17 protein-coding genes are annotated in these 17,592 nt (G+C 75.1%); 15 read left to right on the forward strand and 2 right to left on the reverse strand.

Translation table 11 applies throughout. The features are described 5' to 3' along the window. The first annotated feature begins 163 nt into the window (after positions 1 to 163). From ACIRD3_RS36840 to ACIRD3_RS36895, 12 genes are all read left to right on the forward strand, one after another. Positions 164 to 1,711, forward strand: coding sequence for a phage tail sheath family protein (locus ACIRD3_RS36840; protein ID WP_402225527.1), 1,548 nt, complete (start codon positions 164 to 166; stop codon positions 1,709 to 1,711). Between the two features lie 55 nt (positions 1,712 to 1,766). Continuing rightward, positions 1,767 to 2,207 (forward strand): phage tail protein, encoded by a 441-nt coding sequence (locus ACIRD3_RS36845; protein WP_350524442.1) that lies wholly within the window; start codon positions 1,767 to 1,769, stop codon positions 2,205 to 2,207. Then, a complete protein-coding gene (locus ACIRD3_RS36850) occupies positions 2,204 to 2,701 on the forward strand; it encodes a hypothetical protein (RefSeq protein ID WP_402225530.1) in 498 nt (165 codons plus the stop codon). The genes ACIRD3_RS36845 and ACIRD3_RS36850 overlap by 4 nt, the downstream gene beginning before the upstream one ends. After that, the gene (locus tag ACIRD3_RS36855; protein WP_360509020.1) at positions 2,698 to 2,856 is read left to right on the forward strand and encodes a DUF6760 family protein; all 159 of its coding nucleotides are present in this window, start codon (positions 2,698 to 2,700) and stop codon (positions 2,854 to 2,856) included. The genes ACIRD3_RS36850 and ACIRD3_RS36855 overlap by 4 nt, the downstream gene beginning before the upstream one ends. Positions 2,857 to 6,104: 3,248 nt before the next feature. After that, positions 6,105 to 6,488, forward strand: a complete 384-nt coding sequence (locus ACIRD3_RS36860) for a hypothetical protein (RefSeq protein WP_402225532.1) — start codon at positions 6,105 to 6,107, stop codon at positions 6,486 to 6,488. Between the two features lie 118 nt (positions 6,489 to 6,606). Then, on the forward strand, positions 6,607 to 7,032 hold the full coding sequence (locus tag ACIRD3_RS36865; RefSeq protein WP_402225534.1) for a phage tail protein: 426 nt from the start codon (positions 6,607 to 6,609) through the stop codon (positions 7,030 to 7,032). Between the two features lie 103 nt (positions 7,033 to 7,135). Further along, positions 7,136 to 7,858, forward strand: coding sequence for a LysM peptidoglycan-binding domain-containing protein (locus ACIRD3_RS36870; RefSeq protein ID WP_402225536.1), 723 nt, complete (start codon positions 7,136 to 7,138; stop codon positions 7,856 to 7,858). Further along, positions 7,855 to 9,633, forward strand: coding sequence for a VgrG-related protein (locus ACIRD3_RS36875; RefSeq protein ID WP_402225539.1), 1,779 nt, complete (start codon positions 7,855 to 7,857; stop codon positions 9,631 to 9,633). The genes ACIRD3_RS36870 and ACIRD3_RS36875 overlap by 4 nt, the downstream gene beginning before the upstream one ends. A gap of 71 nt (positions 9,634 to 9,704) precedes the next feature. Then, positions 9,705 to 10,016, forward strand: coding sequence for a PAAR domain-containing protein (locus ACIRD3_RS36880; RefSeq protein WP_402225541.1), 312 nt, complete (start codon positions 9,705 to 9,707; stop codon positions 10,014 to 10,016). Beyond that, positions 10,013 to 10,495, forward strand: a complete 483-nt coding sequence (locus tag ACIRD3_RS36885; protein WP_402225543.1) for a GPW/gp25 family protein — start codon at positions 10,013 to 10,015, stop codon at positions 10,493 to 10,495. The genes ACIRD3_RS36880 and ACIRD3_RS36885 overlap by 4 nt, the downstream gene beginning before the upstream one ends. Continuing rightward, positions 10,495 to 12,456: a putative baseplate assembly protein gene (locus ACIRD3_RS36890; RefSeq protein WP_402225546.1), complete on the forward strand. Its 1,962-nt coding sequence runs from the start codon at positions 10,495 to 10,497 to the stop codon at positions 12,454 to 12,456. Before ACIRD3_RS36885 ends, ACIRD3_RS36890 begins: the two co-directional genes overlap by 1 nt. Then, positions 12,453 to 13,016: a phage tail protein gene (locus ACIRD3_RS36895; RefSeq protein WP_402225547.1), complete on the forward strand. Its 564-nt coding sequence runs from the start codon at positions 12,453 to 12,455 to the stop codon at positions 13,014 to 13,016. Before ACIRD3_RS36890 ends, ACIRD3_RS36895 begins: the two co-directional genes overlap by 4 nt. A gap of 134 nt (positions 13,017 to 13,150) precedes the next feature. Here ACIRD3_RS36895 and ACIRD3_RS36900 read toward each other — a convergent pair whose 3' ends face one another. Further along, a complete protein-coding gene (locus ACIRD3_RS36900) occupies positions 13,151 to 13,519 on the reverse strand; it encodes a hypothetical protein (protein ID WP_402225550.1) in 369 nt (122 codons plus the stop codon). A 166-nt stretch (positions 13,520 to 13,685) separates the two neighbouring features. On the opposite strand from ACIRD3_RS36900, the gene ACIRD3_RS36905 reads away from it, so the two are divergent. After that, positions 13,686 to 14,459, forward strand: coding sequence for a zinc ribbon domain-containing protein (locus tag ACIRD3_RS36905; RefSeq protein WP_402225552.1), 774 nt, complete (start codon positions 13,686 to 13,688; stop codon positions 14,457 to 14,459). A gap of 88 nt (positions 14,460 to 14,547) precedes the next feature. Further along, the gene (locus ACIRD3_RS36910) at positions 14,548 to 15,543 is read left to right on the forward strand and encodes a phospholipase (RefSeq protein ID WP_402225553.1); all 996 of its coding nucleotides are present in this window, start codon (positions 14,548 to 14,550) and stop codon (positions 15,541 to 15,543) included. Between the two features lie 77 nt (positions 15,544 to 15,620). On the opposite strand, the gene ACIRD3_RS36915 is transcribed toward ACIRD3_RS36910, so the two are convergent. Then, positions 15,621 to 16,292, reverse strand: coding sequence for a WHG domain-containing protein (locus ACIRD3_RS36915; RefSeq protein WP_402225556.1), 672 nt, complete (start codon positions 16,290 to 16,292; stop codon positions 15,621 to 15,623). 108 nt (positions 16,293 to 16,400) lie between these two features. On the opposite strand from ACIRD3_RS36915, the gene ACIRD3_RS36920 reads away from it, so the two are divergent. After that, complete coding sequence (locus ACIRD3_RS36920; RefSeq protein WP_402225558.1) at positions 16,401 to 17,192, forward strand: SDR family NAD(P)-dependent oxidoreductase; 792 nt, start codon at positions 16,401 to 16,403, stop codon at positions 17,190 to 17,192. The last annotated feature ends 400 nt before the right edge of the window (positions 17,193 to 17,592 follow it).

Here is a 17,592-nt window from a genome sequence, read left to right on the forward strand (position 1 = left end):
GCTCGCCCCGGCGGGTGCCGCCCGTCCGGCACCGCCGGCAACCGGCGCGGTTGCCCGCAGGGGGAAGTCGTTCTTGCCCCCGGTCCGGGACCTGCGGACCTCCCCCGGCCGGAGCCCGCGCAGCAGACTCGGGAGCGACTGACCGGCGACCGAAGGAGCGCGAATGCCGTCGTACCTCACCCCGGGTGTGTACGTGGAGGAGGTCCAGTCCGGTGCCCGGCCGATCGAGGGCGTCGGCACGGCCGTCGCCGCGTTCGTGGGCTTCGCCGAGACCGGCCCCTTCCACGAGCCCACACTGGTGACCAACTGGGACCAGTACGTCCAGCGGTTCGGCGGGTTCACCGAGGGCACCTACCTGGCGCACGCGGTGTACGGCTTCTTCGCCAACGGCGGCGGCTCCGCCTACGTGGTGCGGGTCGGCGACCCGGCCCGGCAGGCGCCCGGCGCCACCGCCCCCGCCGTGACCGCGCCCGCGCCCGTCGCGATCGCCGGCTTCCTCTTCTCCGCGCTGCCCGGCGCGGGCGGCGAGGTCTCCGTCGAGATCGCCGACGTGGAGGGCGAGAACGTCCCCGAGGACCGCTTCCGGCTGCTGGTGCGCCGGGGCGCCGAGGTCGCGGAGACCTACGACGTCTCGACCCGCAAGAGCACCAAGGGCTACCTCGTCACCCAGCTGCGGGAGTCCAAGCTGGTCGCCGTCGCCGAGCAGCCCGGCACCGCGCCGAGCCGCCCCGAGCGCCGGACCCACGCCCTCGCCGCCGCCCCCGCGCCCGCCACCGGGCCGGTCGCGGCCGCCGCGGGCCGGCTCGACCCCGCCGAGTACGTCGGCGACGCCGCCGCCCGCACCGGCTTCTCCGGCCTGGAGGCGATCGACGAGATCACCATGGTCGCGGTGCCCGACCTGATGAGCGCCTACCAGCGCGGCGACATCGACGGGGAGGGCCTGCGGACGGTCCAACTGGCCGTCATGTCGCACTGCGAGCAGATGGGCGACCGGATCGCCGTGCTGGACCCGCCGCCCGGCCTCAACGCCCAGCAGATGCGCACCTGGCGCAACGACGAGGCGGGCTTCGACTCCCGCTACGCCGCCCTGTACTACCCGTGGATCAAGGTCTTCGACCCGGCGACCGGCCGCAACGTCATGGTCCCGCCGAGCGGGCACGCCGCCGGCGTGTGGGCGCGCAGCGACGCCGAGCGCGGCGTCCACAAGGCGCCGGCCAACGAGGTCATCCGCGGCGCGGTGGACCTGGAGATCCGGCTCAGCAAGGGCGAGCAGGACCTGCTGAACCCGATCGGCGTCAACTGCGTGCGGGCCTTCCCCGGGCGCGGCATCCGGATCTGGGGCGCGCGCACCCTCTCCTCCGACCCGGCCTGGCGCTACCTGAACGTGCGCCGGCTCTTCAACTACCTGGAGGAGTCCATCCTCCTGGGGACCCAGTGGGTGGTCTTCGAGCCCAACGACGACCGGCTGTGGTCCAGCATCCGCCGGAACATCACCGCGTTCCTCACCGAGGAGTGGCGGCGCGGGGCGCTGTTCGGACAGACCGCGGCCGAGGCCTTCTACGTCAAGTGCGACCGTGAGAACAACCCGCCGGAGTCCATCGACCTCGGCCAAGTGATCTGCGAGATCGGGGTCTCGCCGGTGAAGCCGGCGGAGTTCGTGGTGTTCCGGCTGTCCCAGTTCTCCGACAGCACGAGCCTCGTCAACGAGTGACCGGCACCCACACCCCGTACCCGGTCGGCACCCCATCGGAAGGTGACAACTAGCCATGGCTGAAGGCGATCCGCTCTCCACACACATCTTCGGCGTCCAACTCGGCGGCTACAACGTCGAGTCCGTCAAGGAGATCAGCAACCTGACGGTCGACCAGGAGGTCGTCGAGTACAAGCAGGTGACCCAGGAAGGGAAACTGATCGTCCGCAAGCAGCCCGGCGCGCGGATGCCGGGCGAGGTGACGATCACCCGCGGCCTCGACAAGAGCAGCGCGTTCTCGAACTGGATCAAGGAGACCCTCAACAACGGGGCGATCAACACCGCGCGGCAGAACCTCACCATCGAGGTCAAGGACACCACCGGTGCCACCCTGCGGCGCATCCAGCTCACCAACGCCTGGGCGAGCCGCTGGGAGGGCCCCACGCTCACCGCCGGCGAGTCCAGTGCCGCGTCGGAGACCGTGACCATCGTGTTCGAGGAGATCAGCGTAGAGTGAGGCGGAAGATCGGCCTGGAGGAACTCCTCGAACGGGCCCCGGCCGCGCAGCACACCGCGCCGCCGGCACAGCAGCCCGCCGGGCCGTCCGGGTACCCGGGACCGTCCGGGCCCCAACGGCGGGCGCCGCACACCGAGTTCGAGTTCGAGCTGCCGCTCGGCTACGTCGACGACGAGGGCACCGTCCACCGGCACGGCACCATGCGCCTGGCCACCGCCCGCGACGAACTGATGCCGCAGATCGACCTGCGGGTCAAGGAGAACCCGGCCTACCTCAGCGTGGTGCTGCTCAGCCACGTGATCACCAGGCTGGGCGACATCAGCGACGTGCACGCCGGGGTCGTCGAGCGGATGTACGCCACCGACGTGGCGTTCCTCCAGGACCTCTACCAGCGGATCAACAGCGAAGGCCACACGCGCGCCGCGGTGACCTGCCCGCACTGCGACGGCGCCTTCGAGGTCGACCTCGCCGGTGGGCGCCTGGGGGAATCGTGACGTACGCGCCTGCTCGGCTGTACGAGGAGATCGCGTACATCGCCTACCACTTCCACTGGCAGCGGGAGGACATCCTCGACCTGACCCACCGTGAGCGCGGGCAGTGGGTGCGCGAGATCGCGCGGATCAACACCCGTGTCAGCGAAGGCGGGTGAGCGGGGTGGGGCTGCGGGACTGGATCGGCCGCCGACGGACGGACGGGGTCGGCGGCCGCCCGGACGCCGGTGACTCCGGGGCCGGCGACGGCTCCGGCGGTGCGGCGGACCCCGGGTCGGGCGCGGTCGGTGCTGGTGCGGCCGCCCGGCGTCGTCCGGCGCCCGGCGACGGGGGGTGGCGCGCGGTACGGCCGCTCACCCCGACCCTGGCCGGGACGGCGCACGGCGTCAGCGACGGCCTGCGGTTCCGGTCCCGGCTCGCCTCCTGGCAGGACCCCTCGCTGAGCGGCCCGCTCGGCCACGCCGTCCTGCCCTCCGCCCCGGCGGGCATCCTGCGGGCGATGGCGAGGCCGGTCGGCCCGTCCGCCGGCCACCCGGGCGGGGAGGAACTCGTCCTGCGGGCCGGCCCGGCCGCCCCGGCAGCGGCGGAGACCGAACCGGCCGGCGATCCCGGTGAGTTCGGGCGGGCGCGGCCGGTCCAGCGCGCCGCCGCGATCCGGCGGCTCCCCGTCCGGTCGGCGCCGCGCTCGGCCTCCTCGGCCTCCTCGGCCTCCTCGGTCGGGGCGTCAGCCGGGGCGGGCCGGGCGACGCGCTCGGCCTCCTCGGTCGGGGCCGAACGGCCGAGCGTCAGCGCTCCGGGCGGGGCCGACGGCGGCCTGCCGACGCCCGGTCCGGACGCCACGTCCCCGCAGCAGCGGAGCGAGACCCCGCGTCGCAGCGAGACGGTCGACCCCGCGGTGCGTCCGGTGCGGCCCCGATCCGTCGGCCGACCGCTGACCGTGGCACGTCGTCCCCGCACCCTCGCCTCGCGCCCGGTGGCCGCAGTCCCTGCCCCGGCCCCGGTACGGGCGCCGGGTGGCGTCGTCGAGCCGACGGGCCGTACCGCGGATCCGGCCGAGGCGACCGAAACGGTGGCCGGCCCGCGTGCGTCCGGCAGCGGCGCGACGGCGGCCGCCCCGGCGCGTACCGCGGAGCCCACGCGAAGCGGACCGGCCGGCGAGGGCGTCGTCCAGCGTGCCGTCGCACCGACGGGCGCCGCGCCGGGTGGTGGCGCGCCCGCCGCCCGCCCGGTCCTCGGCGCACCCCTGACCGCGCTGCCCGCCAGCGCCTCACCCGTGGCCTCCACGAGCCCCCGGGTGCCGGGCGCCGCCTCGGCCGGGCCCGCCCTGCCGGTCGTCTCGGCGGGCGCGGGTACGGCCACCGGGGCGGACGAGCCGGAGCGCCCCGCACCCGCCCGCTCCGGTCGTGGGCCCGCCGACGGCGCACCCGTCCAGCGCACGCCCTCCGGAGCCGGAACCCCTTCGACTTCCTCGAACCCGCCGTCCTCGAACCGGCCTTCAGCGAACCCGCCGTCGGCCCCGGCCCCCGAACGAGCCGGCCAGGTACGGCCGGACCCGGTCCCGAACCCGGCTCCCGCCACCCGCGACCGGGTGGGCCTGGGCGCGCCCCTCGACGCGCTGCCGCCGACGGCGACCGCACCGGGCCGCACCGCCCCGCTGCTCGGCGGGCGCGCGCCGGTCCGCCGGATCACGGGCCCGACGGCGGGCGGCGGGAGCGGGAGCACCGGGAGTCCGGCGGGCCAGGGCACGCCGACGGCCCCGCCGGCGGTCGGCGAAGGGCTGCCCGTGCAGCGTGCCGTCCAGCGGCCGGGTGAGGCTCCGCAGGGGCCGTCGAGCCGGTCCGAGTCCGGTGGTGAGGGGCGTTCGGCAGGTCGGAGCGGGCCCGCCGCCGTGCCGTCCCCGGCCGAGGGAGGACCGCGTGTGCAGCGCGCCGCCCGGCGGACCGGCGGCAGCCCGGCGGAGCCGTCCGTCCGGCCCGAGGGCGGCGGTGACGGGCGCTCGACCGAGCGAAGCACGTCCCGTGGCGATCGCCCGGCGTCCGCCGAGCGCACCGGGAACGGACCGACAGCCGCGCGTCCGACGCAGTCCGACGCGCCTCGGCCCGCCACCGGCCCGAAGGCTGGCCCCGCCTCGGAGCACCCGCCGGTCGTCGCGTCGCAGGCCGTCGTCCCCGCGACCCGGACCCGTCCCGTCGGCGCCCCCGGCCCGGGCAGCGCTCCCCGGGGGAGCGGTGTCGGCCCCGCCCCGACGGTTTCCGCGCGGCCGGTGGTCGGCGGCTGGGGCGTCCAGCGTGCCGTGACGCGTACCGGCCCCAGGCGCGGGCTGATCGGTGAGCGCCCGATGAGGTCCACCCTCGCCGCCGCCCCGCAGGCCTCGCCCGCGACCGGGTCCGGCAGCCGCCCCGGCGTGGGCGCGGCGTCGTCCGCTCCCCCCGTGGTCCCGGCCGTCTGGCCCAGGGCGCTTCGGTCCGCCACGGACGGCGAATCCGCCGGCGAGCAGGCTCCGGCCGTGCAGCGCGCGGTGCGGGCGCGGCACGTACCGGCGACGGGGACCAGCGGGACGGCCACCGGGCGGACCGGAGCACAGCCGAACCCGGTCCGGCCCCGCGCGGCGGACTCCGCCGCGGAGCCGGTCCGGTCGTCCGGGGCGGCCGCGCCCCACCGTGCGCGCGGACTTCGCGCGTCGGACCGCGGGGACGGCCGGGCGGCGGTCGGCCAGGGCCCGGCGCCGGTGCCGAGTCCGCCCGCCGCCGAAGGGGCCGGTGCGGGGTCCGGTGCGGCCAGGGCGCGGGGACTCGGAGGCGTGCTGCAACGGGCGCGCCGGCGCCGCGAATCGGTCCGCAGGGACACTCCGCCGGTGGCCGATCACCCGTCGCCGCACGGGAGTTCGGTGTCACCCGCTGCCGCGCCGCTGCCGGTTCGGCGGTCCGGCACCGGAACGGGTACGAGCGCGGGCGCGGGAACGGGTGCGAGCACGGCTACGAGCGCGGTGAGCGGTGTCGCGGGCGTGCTGCAACGGGTGCGCAGGGGGCCGGAGTCGGCGCCTCGTCGCCCGTCGGTCCCGGGCGGCCCGCTGCCGCTCGGCCCCACCCCGACGGCGGCCGTGTCGAGCACGAGCGGCCCGGTCGTGCAGCGGGCCGCCTCCCCGGCCTCCGCCGTGCACCCCGTGCACCCCGAGCCCGGCCGCGGTGCGAGTGCGGGTGCCGGTGCCGGTTCCCCGACGGCAGCGCGGCCTGCGGCGGTGGCCGCCGCCCGCCCGCCCGTGGTCCGGCTCGCTCCCGTGACGGCGCCGGCGCCGACGCTTCAGCGCCTGCCCGCCCACACCCGGCCCGCGCAGCAGTTCCCGGCAGCGCAACCCCCGGCCCAGCTGTCGCCCCTGCAGCCGTCCTCACCGGTCGTGTCGCGTGCCGTGAGCGCTGCTCCCTCGGTACGACCCGCCGGGTCACCGCCGCCGTCGCCCGGTACGGCGCAGGTGCTGCAGCGGTTCGCGGAGCAGGCGGGCCTGACCGGGGTGCCGTTGACGGCCGTGCCGGCCCGTACGCCCACCACCGTGCAGGCCGCCCCGTCGACCACCTCGACCGGCTCGACCGCGGCCGCCACCTCGACCGCATCGCCCTCCCGGAGCGCCTCCCCGCCGCAGACCGGCGGACCGTCGGCCGACACCGGCGGCCACGGGCTCGGCGATCTGGACGAGTTGGCCCGCCGCCTGGTCGAACCGGTCGGGCGGCTGCTGCGCACCGAGCTGCGCCGGGGGAGGGAACGCAGCGGGCGGCCGTACGACGGGCGGCGCTGAGCGCCGAGTGCGGCGACACGACCGGAAGCCGAGCACCGAGCACCGAGCACCGAGCACCGAGCACCGAGCACCAAGCACCGAGCACCGAGCACGACGAGGGAATCAGGATGCGGAACCGATGACCGACAACATCTTCGCGACCAGTGTGTTCTTCAGCCTGACCATCGGCGGCAACGACCTGGGCGAGTTCACCACCTGCTCGGGCCTCGGCGCCCAGGTCGAGATCGAGCAGTACGCGGAGGGCGGCAACAACGGTTTCGCCTGGCAGCTGCCGGGCCGGATCACCTGGACGAACATCACCCTGACCCGGGCGGTCACCGCGGACACCACGAAGATCGCGCGCTGGCTGAGCGAGATCGTCCGGAAGGTGGAGCCGAAGGACGGGGAGATCGTGGCGCTGCGGCCGGACTTGAGCCGGATCGTCGGCTGGCAGGTGCTCGGGATCGTCCCGGTGCGGTGGGAGGGGCCGTCCTTCGACCCCTCCAGCTCCCAGGCGGCGATGGAGACCCTGGAGATCGCCCACGCGGGCCTGCGCCCGTCCTGATCCCGGGCCGGCCGCGAGCCGCCGCCCCGGAGCCCGCCAGAAGTCCCCCAGAAGTCCCCTCGGAACACCCCCGCCGCCCCCACCCACCGGAAGGAGCACCAGGATGCCCTCGGCCGTCCCCGCGAGCGTCACCCGGGCCCAACTGACCATCATGGAGCCGCCGTCCACGGTCGGCGCCCAGCCCGGCGGCGCGCTCGCGCAGCTCCAGCTGCAGTTCAACCCGGCGACCCTGGTGCTGCGCAAGACCACCGAGTGGCGGCGCACGCCGTCCCGGATGGCGGGCCAGTCCGCGCTGCCCGAGTTCGTCGGCAGCGGCCCGCGCTCGCTCTCCCTCGACGTGTTCCTGGACTCGACCGCGACCCACGACACCTCGGTGGAGCGGGCGGTGGAGAAGCTGATGACGGCCTGCGTGCCCACCCCGAGCAGTCTGGCGCGCAAGACGCCGGCCAGTCCGTGGATCCGACTGGACTGGGGCACCCTGAAGACGACCTCGTTCAACGGGGTGCTGACCGGCCTGTCGGTCACCTACACGCTGTTCGACGTGAACGGCAATCCGCTGCGGGCCGTCTGCTCGCTCTCCATCGACGAGGCGAGCGTCGATCCGGCGGGCCAGAACCCGACCTCGGGTTCGCCGGAGGCCCGCAGCACCCACCGGGTGATCGCGGGCGACAGCCTGCCGCTGCTCGCCTGGCGCGCGTACGGGGACGCGACGGCCTGGCGCACCATCGCGGAGGCCAATGACATCGACGACCCGATGGCCCTGGTGCCGGGCGAGGAGCTGATCGTGCCGGGGATCGACGAACTCACCCGGGGCGGGCAGCGATGACGACTCCCGAGGCCCGGGGCGGCCGGCCCTTCGCCGCGGATCCGGTGGTGGAGGCGCCGGGCCCGCTGCCGCCGGTCTGGGCGGCCCAGTTGGTGTCCTGCGACATCGAGGAGAGCGTCGGCCTGCCCGACACCGCCGTGCTGAGCTTCCGGGACGCGGACCACACCTTCCTCTCCGCGACCGGGATCACCATCGGGACCACGCTGCGGATCTCCGTGGTGACCGTGCAGGGGAACACCCGGGTGCGGCTGTTCACCGGCGAGGTGACCGCGCTGGAGCTGGAGGTGGACACCACCGGCTCCTACACCGTGGTGCGGGCGTCGGCGGTCACCCACCGGCTGATGCGCGGGCGCCGGGTGAAGGCCTTCCGGAACATGTCGACCGCCGACATCGTCCGCCAGGTCGCCGCCGGCGCGGGCCTGACCTGCGGCCGGGTCGACTCCTTCCCGGTGGTCCACCAGCAGCTGTCCCAGGCGAACGTCCCGGACTGGGACTTCCTGCAGTTCCTGGCGCAGGAGAGCGGCGCGCAGGTGCGGGTGGACGACGACGGCCGGCTGGAGTTCGTCAGCCCCACGCCCGCGTCCGGCGCACCGGCCCCCTCCACCCCGGCGCCGCAGAACCCGATGGTGCTGGAGTACGGCCGAAACCTGCTGGAGCTGCGCGGGGTGCTGACCGGTGCCGCCGGCGCGGACACGGTCGAGGCGCGCGGCTGGAACGTCACCACCAAGAGCGCCCTGGTCGCCACCGAGCCCTCGGTGACCTCCCGGACGGTGCTGCCGGGGATGAGCCCCTCGACGGTGGCCGCCGCCTTCCCCGGCCGCGCCAAGCTGACCGTCGCCGACACCCCGTACCGCACCCAGGCGGAGACGACCGCCGCGGCCCGCTCGCTGGCCGCCGCCACGGCGGCCGGCTTCGGGGAGCTGGAGGCGGTCGTCGAGGGCAACCCGCGGCTGCGGGCGGGCACCGCCGTCGCCCTCGGGAACGTCGGCGCCGCGTTCTCCGGCCGCTACACCGTCACCGGCGCCCGCCACCTCCTCGAACCGTTCCGCGGCTACCGCACCACCGTGGTGGTCAGCGCCTCGCCCGACCGCTCGCTGGCCGGCCTGGTCACCGGCGGCAACGCGCCGCCGCGCGGGCCGCGGATGCCGGGCCTGGCGGTCGCCGTGGTCACCGACGTCCGGGAGCCGGGCGGCGGCCAGCGCGGCTGGGTGAAGCTGAAGTTCCCCTGGCTGGACGACACGTACGTCTCCGACTGGGTGCGCACCGTGCAGTGGGGCGGCCAGGGCGGCGGCGGGGTGTTCAGCCCCGAGGTCAACGACGAGGTGCTGGTCGGCTTCGAGCAGGGCGACCTGGACAGCCCGTACGTCCTGGGCGGGCTCTACAACGGCGTGGACCAACCCTCGCCGCACGACGTGCCCCTGGTCGACCGGGCCGCCGGCAAGGTCAACCGCCGTTCCCTGGTCTCCCGTTCGGGCCACCGGCTGGAGCTGCTCGACGTGCCGGGCGGCGCCTCCGGCGTCCGTCTGGCGAGCGGGGACAAGAAGTTGGAGGTCCGGCTGGACCAGCAGCGCGGGGAGATCGTGCTGAACGTCCGCGGCCTCGGCGCCGGGCCCGGCAGCACGGTGCGGCTCTCCGCGTCCGGCATCACCCTGGACGCCGGCACCGGGACGGTGGACATCCGCGGCGGCTCGGTCACGGTCCGGGGCACCACGGCGGTCACCGTGGACGGCGGTGCGCAGGCCTTCCTCAAGGGAGCCTTCGTGCACATCAATTGACAGACAATCAGGTCATCGAGACCGCATCGAGACCCCTCGCACCATCGGCACATCGGAAACGGAGACCGTACATGCCCCCCGCAGCCCGGACCGGCGACATGACCGATCACGGCGGCGCCCTCACCACCCCGCCGCCGGGGGCCGCCAGGGTGGCGACCGTGCTGATCGGCGGCCGCCCCGCCGCGGTGGTCGGCACGGTCCACGCCTGCGTCCCGCACGTGGAGATGGGCCCCGCCAACCTCGTCGAGCCCGAACTCGGCACGGTGACCGGGGGAGTGACGCTGATCGGCGGCCTGCCCGCGGCCCGCATGGGCGACAAGACGACCTGCGGCGCCACCATCATCGCCGGCGCGTTCGACGTGCTGATCGGAGGGGCCGTATGACCGGCAGCTTCATCGGGCGGGGCTGGGCGTTCCCGCTCCGGGTCAACGCCACCGGCGGCATCGGCATGGTCGACCGGGAGCGCGAGATCGCGGAGGCCATCCGGCTCATCCTCGGCACCGCCCCCGGCGAACGGCCGATGCGACCGGAGTTCGGCTGCGGCATCCACGAGTACGTCTTCGCCCCGGGCGACAGCACCACCGCCGGGCGGATCGCGCGCGAGGTGCGCATCGCGCTGGAACGCTGGGAGCCGCGGATCGAGGTCGACGACGTGGTGATCGCCTTCGACAGCGTCGACGAGGGCACGCTCTACATCGACGTCCACTACACCGTGCGCGCCACCAACGACCGCCGCAACCTGGTCTTCCCCTTCTACACCATCCCGGAGTTCCCGGACGCGGAGCCCGGGGCCGCCGGATCGGCCACGGCCGGTTCCGCGGTCGCCGGCCTCGCGGCCGTCCCGAACGGAGGCGTGAGCTGATGGCCCTGCCCTCCCCGAACCTGGACGACCGCCGCTTCCAGCAACTCGTCGACGAGGCCAAGCGGTACGTCCAGCAGCGCGCGCCGGAATGGACCGACCACAACGTCTCCGACCCCGGCGTCACCCTCATCGAGACCTTCGCCTACCTGGTCGACCAGCTGCTCTACCGGCTGAACCGGGTCCCGGAGAAGAACTACTCCGCCTTCCTCGACCTGCTGGGCATCCGGCTGTTCCCGCCCGCCGCCGCCCGGGCCGAGGTCGACTTCTGGCTGTCCGCCCCGCAACCCGAGACGGTCCTGCTGCGGGCCGGCACCGAGGTCTCCACGCTGCGCACCGAGACCGACGAGGCGGTGGTCTTCTCCACCGCCGAGGACCTCCCGATCGTTCCCAGCTCGCTGGAGCGGCTGGTCACCCTGCACGCCTCCGGGGAGCAGTCCGACGCCACCGCCCGGCTGGCCGACGGCGCCGACGTGCCGTGCTTCCAGCCGCGGCCGGCGGTCGGGGACGCCGTGCTCTTCGCCCTGCCGGCCGTGGTGCCGCGCTGCATCCTGATCGTCCGGCTGGACAGCCGGGTGGAGGGCGTCGGCGTCGACCCGCGCCAGCCACCCCTGGCCTGGGAGGTGTGGGACGGCGCGCGCTGGATCGCCTGCGAGACCGGCAGCGACACCACCGGCGGCCTCAACCGGCCCGGCGAGGTCGAGGTGTTCGTGCCCGCCGGGCACACCGCGTCGGTGGTGGCCGGCCGCAGGGCCGGCTGGCTGCGCTGCCGGGTCACCGAGCCGCGCCCCGGCCAGCCGTTCTACTCCGAGTCCCCGACCATCCGCTCGGCCGAGGTGTTCACCGTCGGCGGCACCGCGACCGTCGTCCACGCCCAGACCGTCACCGACGCGCCGCTCGGCACCTCGGAAGGCGTCGCCGGCCAGCGCTTCCGGCTCGCCCGGCCACCGGTCCTGCTCGACGGCGAGCCCCCGGTGGTCGAGGTCGCGGCCGGCGACGGCTGGCAGCCCTGGACGCTCGTCGAACACTTCGGGGACTCCTCGCCGACCGACCGGCACGTGGTGCTCGACGCGACCACCGGTGAGTTCCTCCTCCCGCCCGCGGTCCGGGAACCCGACGGCAGCCTGCGCGCCTTCGGCGCCGTGCCGCCCAAGGGCGCGCAGCTGCGCGTCCCCCGCTACCGCACCGGCGGCGGCACCGCCGGCAACGTCGCCCGCGGCACCATCACGGTGCTGCGCAGCTCCGTCCCGTACATCGCCCGGGTGGACAACCGGGAGGCGGCCCGGGGCGGCGTCGACGGCGAGACCGTGGAGAACGCCAAGCTCCGTGCCCCGCACCAGCTGCGGCTGCAGGAACGCGCCGTCACCGCCGGGGACTTCGAGCTGATCGCCCGGCAGGCCGCGCCGTCCGCCGCCCGGATCAGCTGCGTGCCCGCCGGCGCCGCCGAGCCCGGCGCGGTCCGGGTGCTGGTCGTCCCCGACGCCGTCGCGGACGAGGGCGACCGGCTGCGCTTCGAGCAGCTCATCCCCGGCGAGCAGATGCTGGCCACCGTCGCGACGGCCCTCGACGAACGGCGGCTGATCGGCACCCGGGTCCTCGTCCAGCCGCCCGCCTACCAGGGCGTGACGGTGGTCGCCCGGCTCACCACCGGAGCCCCCGACCCCGACCGGGTCCGGGAGGAGGTGCTCGCCGAGCTCTACCGGTACCTCAACCCGCTGCGGGGCGGCGCCGACGGCTCCGGCTGGCCGTTCGGCCGGGCCGTGCAGTACGGCGAGGTGTTCGCCGTGCTCCAGCGGGTGGCGGCCGTCGCCGGGGTCGAGGAACTCCGGCTGTTCCCGGCCGACCCGATCACCGGGCGCCGGGGCGCGCCCGCCGAGCGGGTCGAGGTCCCGCCGGACGCCCTGGTCTTCTCCCACCAGCACCAGGTCGTGGTGACCGCGGCCGGCGAGGGCGGGCCGTCATGACGCGCGCCGCCGTCCCCGGCCTGCCCAGCGCGCACCCGATCGGCGAACTGCTGCCCGCGCTGTTCGCCGACGACGACTTCGCGCAGCGGTTCACCGCCGGCCTGGACACCGTCCTCGCCCCGGTCTTCGCCACCCTGGACAACCTGCCCGCCTACTTCAAACCCCGCCTCGCGCCACCCGACTTCCTCGACTGGCTGGCGTCCTGGGTCGCCGTGGAGACCGACCCGGCCTGGCCCGCCGAGGTGCGCCGCGCGGTGGTCGGACGCGCGGTGGAACTCCACCGCTGGCGCGGCACCCGGCGCGGCCTCACCGAACGGCTGCGGCTGGTGCTGGGCGCCGGCGCCGAGATCCTCGACGGCGGCGGCGCCACCTGGTCCACCGCCGCCGACGCCGTCCTGCCGCCCGCCCCGGGCGGCGAGCTGCTGATCCGGGTCTGGCCCCTGGACGGCCGGGAACTCGACGAGGACCAGGTGCTGACCGTCGTCCGGGCGGGCTGCCCGGTCCATCTGACCTGCCGGGTGGAGATCCTGCCCGGCCCACCCGGGCGAGCGGAGGGCTGACGGATGCCGGTGTGCCCCGACTGCGGAACGGTCAACGGCGAGGGGGACGACTTCTGCGGCAACTGCGGCGCCTACCTGGGGTGGTCGCGCAGCGCCGCCGCCCCGGCGGCGGCCGCTGAGCCTGCGGCGCCTGCTCAAGCACCGCCTGGCGCGTCTGCCGCGCCCACGCCGGCCGCGCCCGCCTCTGCCGCGCCCGCCTCTGCCGCGCCCACGCCGACCGCGCCCACGTCGGCCGCGCCCGCCTCTGCCGCGCCTGCCGAGACCGCCGTACGTGCCGAGACCGCCGTACCCGGCCCGACGACCGCGCCCGAGACCGCCGAGCCCACGACCACGCGCACCGGGTCCACCTGGCGGAACGTGTCGCGCCGGGTGACCCGCAGGCGGGAGCAGCCGCCCGCCCCGGAGACCGGGCGACCGAGCCCGGCCGCCGAGGAACCGCCCAACCCGCCCGGGCAGGAAGCGCCGAGCCCGCCCGCCGAGCAGCCCCGGGGCACCTCCTCCACCCGCGTACGGCCGATCCCCGCCCCCGCGCCGACGCCCGACCCGACACCGACACCGACACCGGCAGCGCCCCCGGCCCCCGCCCCGACGCCGCCCGTGCCACCGCAGGCCCCCCGGCCGGCCCCCGCGCCCGCGTCCGAAGCGCAGGCCGCACCGCAGGCGGACCCGGTGGCCGTGCAACCGGCGAAGCCCGTCGCACCCCGCCCCGTCGTCCGGGCGTCCCCCGTCGAGGAGGCCCAGGACGGCCCGCCCTGCCCCCGGTGCGGCACGCCCAACCTGCCCGAGCGCCGGTTCTGCCGCCGCTGCGCGGCACCGCTGACCGCCACCGCCGCCCCGCCGAAGTTGCCCTGGTGGCGGACCCGTTGGCCGTTCCGGCGGCGGGTCCGGATGGGCGGGTCGGGCAACGCGCTGCGCCGCACCATCGCGCTGCTCGTGCTGCTCGCCGTGGTGGTCGCCGGGATCCTGCTGTACCCGGTCGGCAAGAACGTCTTCCAGGACGTGCTGGACAAGGTGCGCGGCACCGCGCCGATCACCCCCGGCACGACCTCGGCCAGCGCCGCGCTGGAGGGCCATCCCGCCTCGCTGTCCGACGACGGCCTCTCCAACACCTACTGGGCGGCGCCCGCGATCGGTGACTCCGTCACCTACGACTTCCGCACCCCGTTCCGGCTGGTGGACCTGATCATCCACACCGGTGCCTCCGCCGACCCGCAGCAGTTCCGGCAGCAGGGCCGTCCGCTGGTCCTGTCCCTGGAGGTGACGTCCTCGGACGGTGAGCGGCACCGGAAGGAGATCACGCTCAACGACCAGCCGGGCCCGCAGACCGTGGTGACCGGGATCAGCGACGTCGTCCGGGTGCAGCTCACCGTCCGCGAGGCCGCCGGGACGGGCCCCGGCCGGGCCGCCGCCCTGGCCGAGGTGGAGTTCTTCAAACGCACCTGAGCCCGCCCCCCACGGGCGCCCCGCGCCCGGCAGGGCGAGCAGGGGACCCGCAGGGCTCTCAGGACATCGAGAGGAAGGAGTGCCTCCCTTGACCACTCACCACCAGCAGGGTGCGGTCCGGCGGGCCGTGCCCGCCCTGATGGCCGCGCTGTGCGGGATCGTCGGCACCACCGCGATCGGCACGGCCCCGGCGAGCGCGGCCGCGACCGACTCCCGGCAGCCCGTCTACGCCATCGCGCACCGGGTCGACACCCTGGACGGCGTGGACGCCGCGCTCAAGCACGGCGCCAACGGCATCGAGATCGACGTCTGCGCCTGGTGGAACCCGAACGAGTGGCGCGCCTACCACGACTGCTCCTCGGCCGGGGAGAACCGCCTCGGCCCCGGCTTCGACAGCATGATCGACCGCATCCTCTCGAACGCCCGAGCGGGGCGCCGGCTGTCGCTGGTCTGGCTGGACATCAAGGACCCGAACTACTGCGGCGAGCAGCCGAACCGGACCTGCAGCGTCGCCGGTCTGCGGGACAAGGCGCAGCGGTTGACCGCCGCCGGGATCCAGGTGCTCTACGGCTTCTACGAGTACCACGGCGGCACCACCCCGGACGTCGGCGGCCGGGGCTGGAAGAGCCTGGAGGGCAGGCTCGGCCCGCTGGAGGGCATCACCACGACCGGCAGCCGCGACCAGGTGACGAGTGCCTTCGACAAGTCCGGCTCCGGCTTCCCCAACGGGCACCGGGCGATGGACTACGGCGACAGCGACATCACCAAGGGCTTCGGCAACTGCACCGAGCCCACCTACAACACCTGCGCGGAACTGAAGAAGGGCGCGGCCGACCGGGCGGCGGGCCGGCTCGCCGCCACCCTGTCCTGGACCACCACCTACAACGACCCGTGGTACGTCGACAAGCTGCTGGGCGAGGCGCGGGTGGACGGCATCATCGCCGGCTACGGCGCCTTCACCGGCGTGCGGGAGTACGACGACAGCTGGCAGTGCGCCAACGCCGTCAACCTGGTCCGCGACTGGGTGAGCCGCCATGGCTCCACCCACCGCATGGCCGGCAGCGGCGACCGCCTCTTCACGTAGGCGGGCAGGTGTCCACGTAGGGCGGGCGGCCTCGGGCCGGGCGACGACGGGAGAAGACCGGACGGGGCGAGGGCGTCTCAGCAGGCCGGCCCGCGAGCCGGTCCGCAAGCCGGTCCGCAAGCCGGTCCGACGGGCGCGGCCAGCGGCTCGTCGTCGGCGCCCGGTTCGAGGCCGCGGAGCAGATGGACGAGCAGGTCCTCGAAGACCTGGTCCAGGGCCGGGCCGGACAGCAGGCCGCTCGCCGCCTGGGTGGCCACGCCGTGCACGGCGGTGAAGACGATCCCGCCGATCCGGTCCGCGTCGCCGGCCCGGATCCGTCCCTGCTGCTGGCCCTGGGCGATCAGCGCATGGAGGTCGTCCTTCAGCGGCTGCCAGGCGCGCTCCAGCTCGTCCGTCTCGGCGGGGTCGTGCTTGCGGGCGAACGCCAGCGCCAGCAGTGCGCCGTGCGCGGTGGCGAAGTCGACGTAGGCGCGGGCGACGGCGAACGCGCGCTCACGGAAGTCGTCCCCGCTCCGGGCGAGACCGCTCCGGGCCGCCGCGGTGAGCCGCTGGATCCCCGTGAGCGCGAGTGCGTCCAGCAGGGCGCGCCGGTCCTTGAAGTGCCGGCTCGGCGCTGCGTGGCTCACGTCGAGCGAGCGGGCCAGCTCACGCAGCGACAGCGCGTCGACGCCCTGCTCGCGCAGGGTCTGTTCGGCGCGGTCCAGCAGCGCGGCGCGGAGGTCTCCGTGGTGGTACTGGCCCGTTCGCATGGGCATCAGCATACGAGCATGTAGTCATTGACTACATTGTTGTCACTGACTACATTGGGCCGCGGCGCACCCGCCACCCGTGCCGTTGCCATGAGGAGACCCGGAGCCATGGACTTCACCCGCAAGACCACCCTGATCACAGGAGCGTCCACCGGCATCGGGGCCGCCTTCGCCCGCGAGCTCGCCGCCCGCGGATCGCACCTCGTCGTCGTCGCCCGCAGCGAGGACAAGCTGAAGGGCCTCCAGGACGAGCTGACGGCGGCGCACGGCGTCACCGTCCACGTCGTCCCGCTCGACCTCGCACGCCCCGGGGCCGCCGCCGAGCTGCAGCGCCGCGTCGAGGAGCTGGGAGTGACGGTCGACGTGCTGATCAACAACGCCGGCTTCGGGACCTTCGGTGCCGTCGCCACCAGCGATCCGACGCGGATCGCCGACGAGGTGCACCTCAACTGCTCCACCCTCACCGACCTGACCACCCGCCTGCTGCCCGGCATGGTCGAGCGCGGCCACGGCGCAGTGATCAACGTGGCCAGCACCGCCGCGTTCCAGCCGATACCCCGGATGGCCGTCTACGGGGCGACCAAGGCGTACGTGCTCTCCTTCACCGAAGCACTGGCGAACGAACTGCGCGGCACCGACGTCCGGGCCCTGGCGATCTGCCCCGGCGCCACCGACACCCCTTTCTTCGAGGTCGCCGGCGAGGAGGCCGCGGTGGGCCTCCGCCGTCGCCCCGAGCAGGTCGTCGCCACCACCCTGGCAGCCCTGCGGAAGGGACGACCGACCGTCGTCGACGGCTTCCTCAACCGCCTCGGGTCGGTGGCTCCCCGCTTCCTGCCCCGTCGTGCGACCGTCGCCGTCGCCGAACGCGTCACCCGGCCACGCTCGGGCGCCCGAGCCTGACCGGGGCGTTTGTTCTTCGACGGGGAGTAGGAGTACTGTTTTCCAGTCGCTCGGCAGGGAGCACCGGACACGCATCGGCGCGGACGGTCCCGGGGCGGCCAATCCTCTGAAACACCACTTCCCAGATCCGTGCTGGGTCGCGTCGGCATTTCCTGCTGCGCGGCTCGGTGCTTTTGTGGCGTGTTCGTTTTATCGGATTGCGGCTGGATTCGCTTTTCGGAGCGGAGGTCGGCTACTGTTTGAAACGTCGGACGGGGCGCCAAGCCCCGGAAGATGTCCGGTAAGTCGGATGAAGGAAGCCCCGGAAACGGAGCGGAAAACATCTGATAAGCTGGAAACACGAAAGAACGAAGCCCGGAGGGTCCGCTGGAAGGCGGTCCGAAGGAAGCGTCCGTTCCTT

The sequence above is a fragment of the Kitasatospora sp. NPDC093550 genome, assembly GCF_044764985.1.
Classification (GTDB): domain Bacteria; phylum Actinomycetota; class Actinomycetes; order Streptomycetales; family Streptomycetaceae; genus Kitasatospora.

What these genes read in the sequence shown, in the direction of transcription:
- ACIRD3_RS36885 (WP_402225543.1), top strand. Translation starts at nt 10,013, where the DNA reads ATGACCGGCAGCTTCATCGGGCGGGGCTGGGCGTTCCCGCTCCGGGTC.
- ACIRD3_RS36870 (WP_402225536.1), top strand. Translation starts at nt 7,136, where the DNA reads ATGCCCTCGGCCGTCCCCGCGAGCGTCACCCGGGCCCAACTGACCATC.
- ACIRD3_RS36880 (WP_402225541.1), top strand. Translation starts at nt 9,705, where the DNA reads ATGCCCCCCGCAGCCCGGACCGGCGACATGACCGATCACGGCGGCGCC.
- ACIRD3_RS36895 (WP_402225547.1), top strand. Translation starts at nt 12,453, where the DNA reads ATGACGCGCGCCGCCGTCCCCGGCCTGCCCAGCGCGCACCCGATCGGC.
- ACIRD3_RS36875 (WP_402225539.1), top strand. Translation starts at nt 7,855, where the DNA reads ATGACGACTCCCGAGGCCCGGGGCGGCCGGCCCTTCGCCGCGGATCCG.
- ACIRD3_RS36890 (WP_402225546.1), top strand. Translation starts at nt 10,495, where the DNA reads ATGGCCCTGCCCTCCCCGAACCTGGACGACCGCCGCTTCCAGCAACTC.
- ACIRD3_RS36845 (WP_350524442.1), top strand. Translation starts at nt 1,767, where the DNA reads ATGGCTGAAGGCGATCCGCTCTCCACACACATCTTCGGCGTCCAACTC.
- ACIRD3_RS36840 (WP_402225527.1), top strand. Translation starts at nt 164, where the DNA reads ATGCCGTCGTACCTCACCCCGGGTGTGTACGTGGAGGAGGTCCAGTCC.
- ACIRD3_RS36915 (WP_402225556.1), bottom strand. Translation starts at nt 16,292, where the DNA reads ATGCGAACGGGCCAGTACCACCACGGAGACCTCCGCGCCGCGCTGCTG.
- ACIRD3_RS36920 (WP_402225558.1), top strand. Translation starts at nt 16,401, where the DNA reads ATGGACTTCACCCGCAAGACCACCCTGATCACAGGAGCGTCCACCGGC.
- ACIRD3_RS36865 (WP_402225534.1), top strand. Translation starts at nt 6,607, where the DNA reads ATGACCGACAACATCTTCGCGACCAGTGTGTTCTTCAGCCTGACCATC.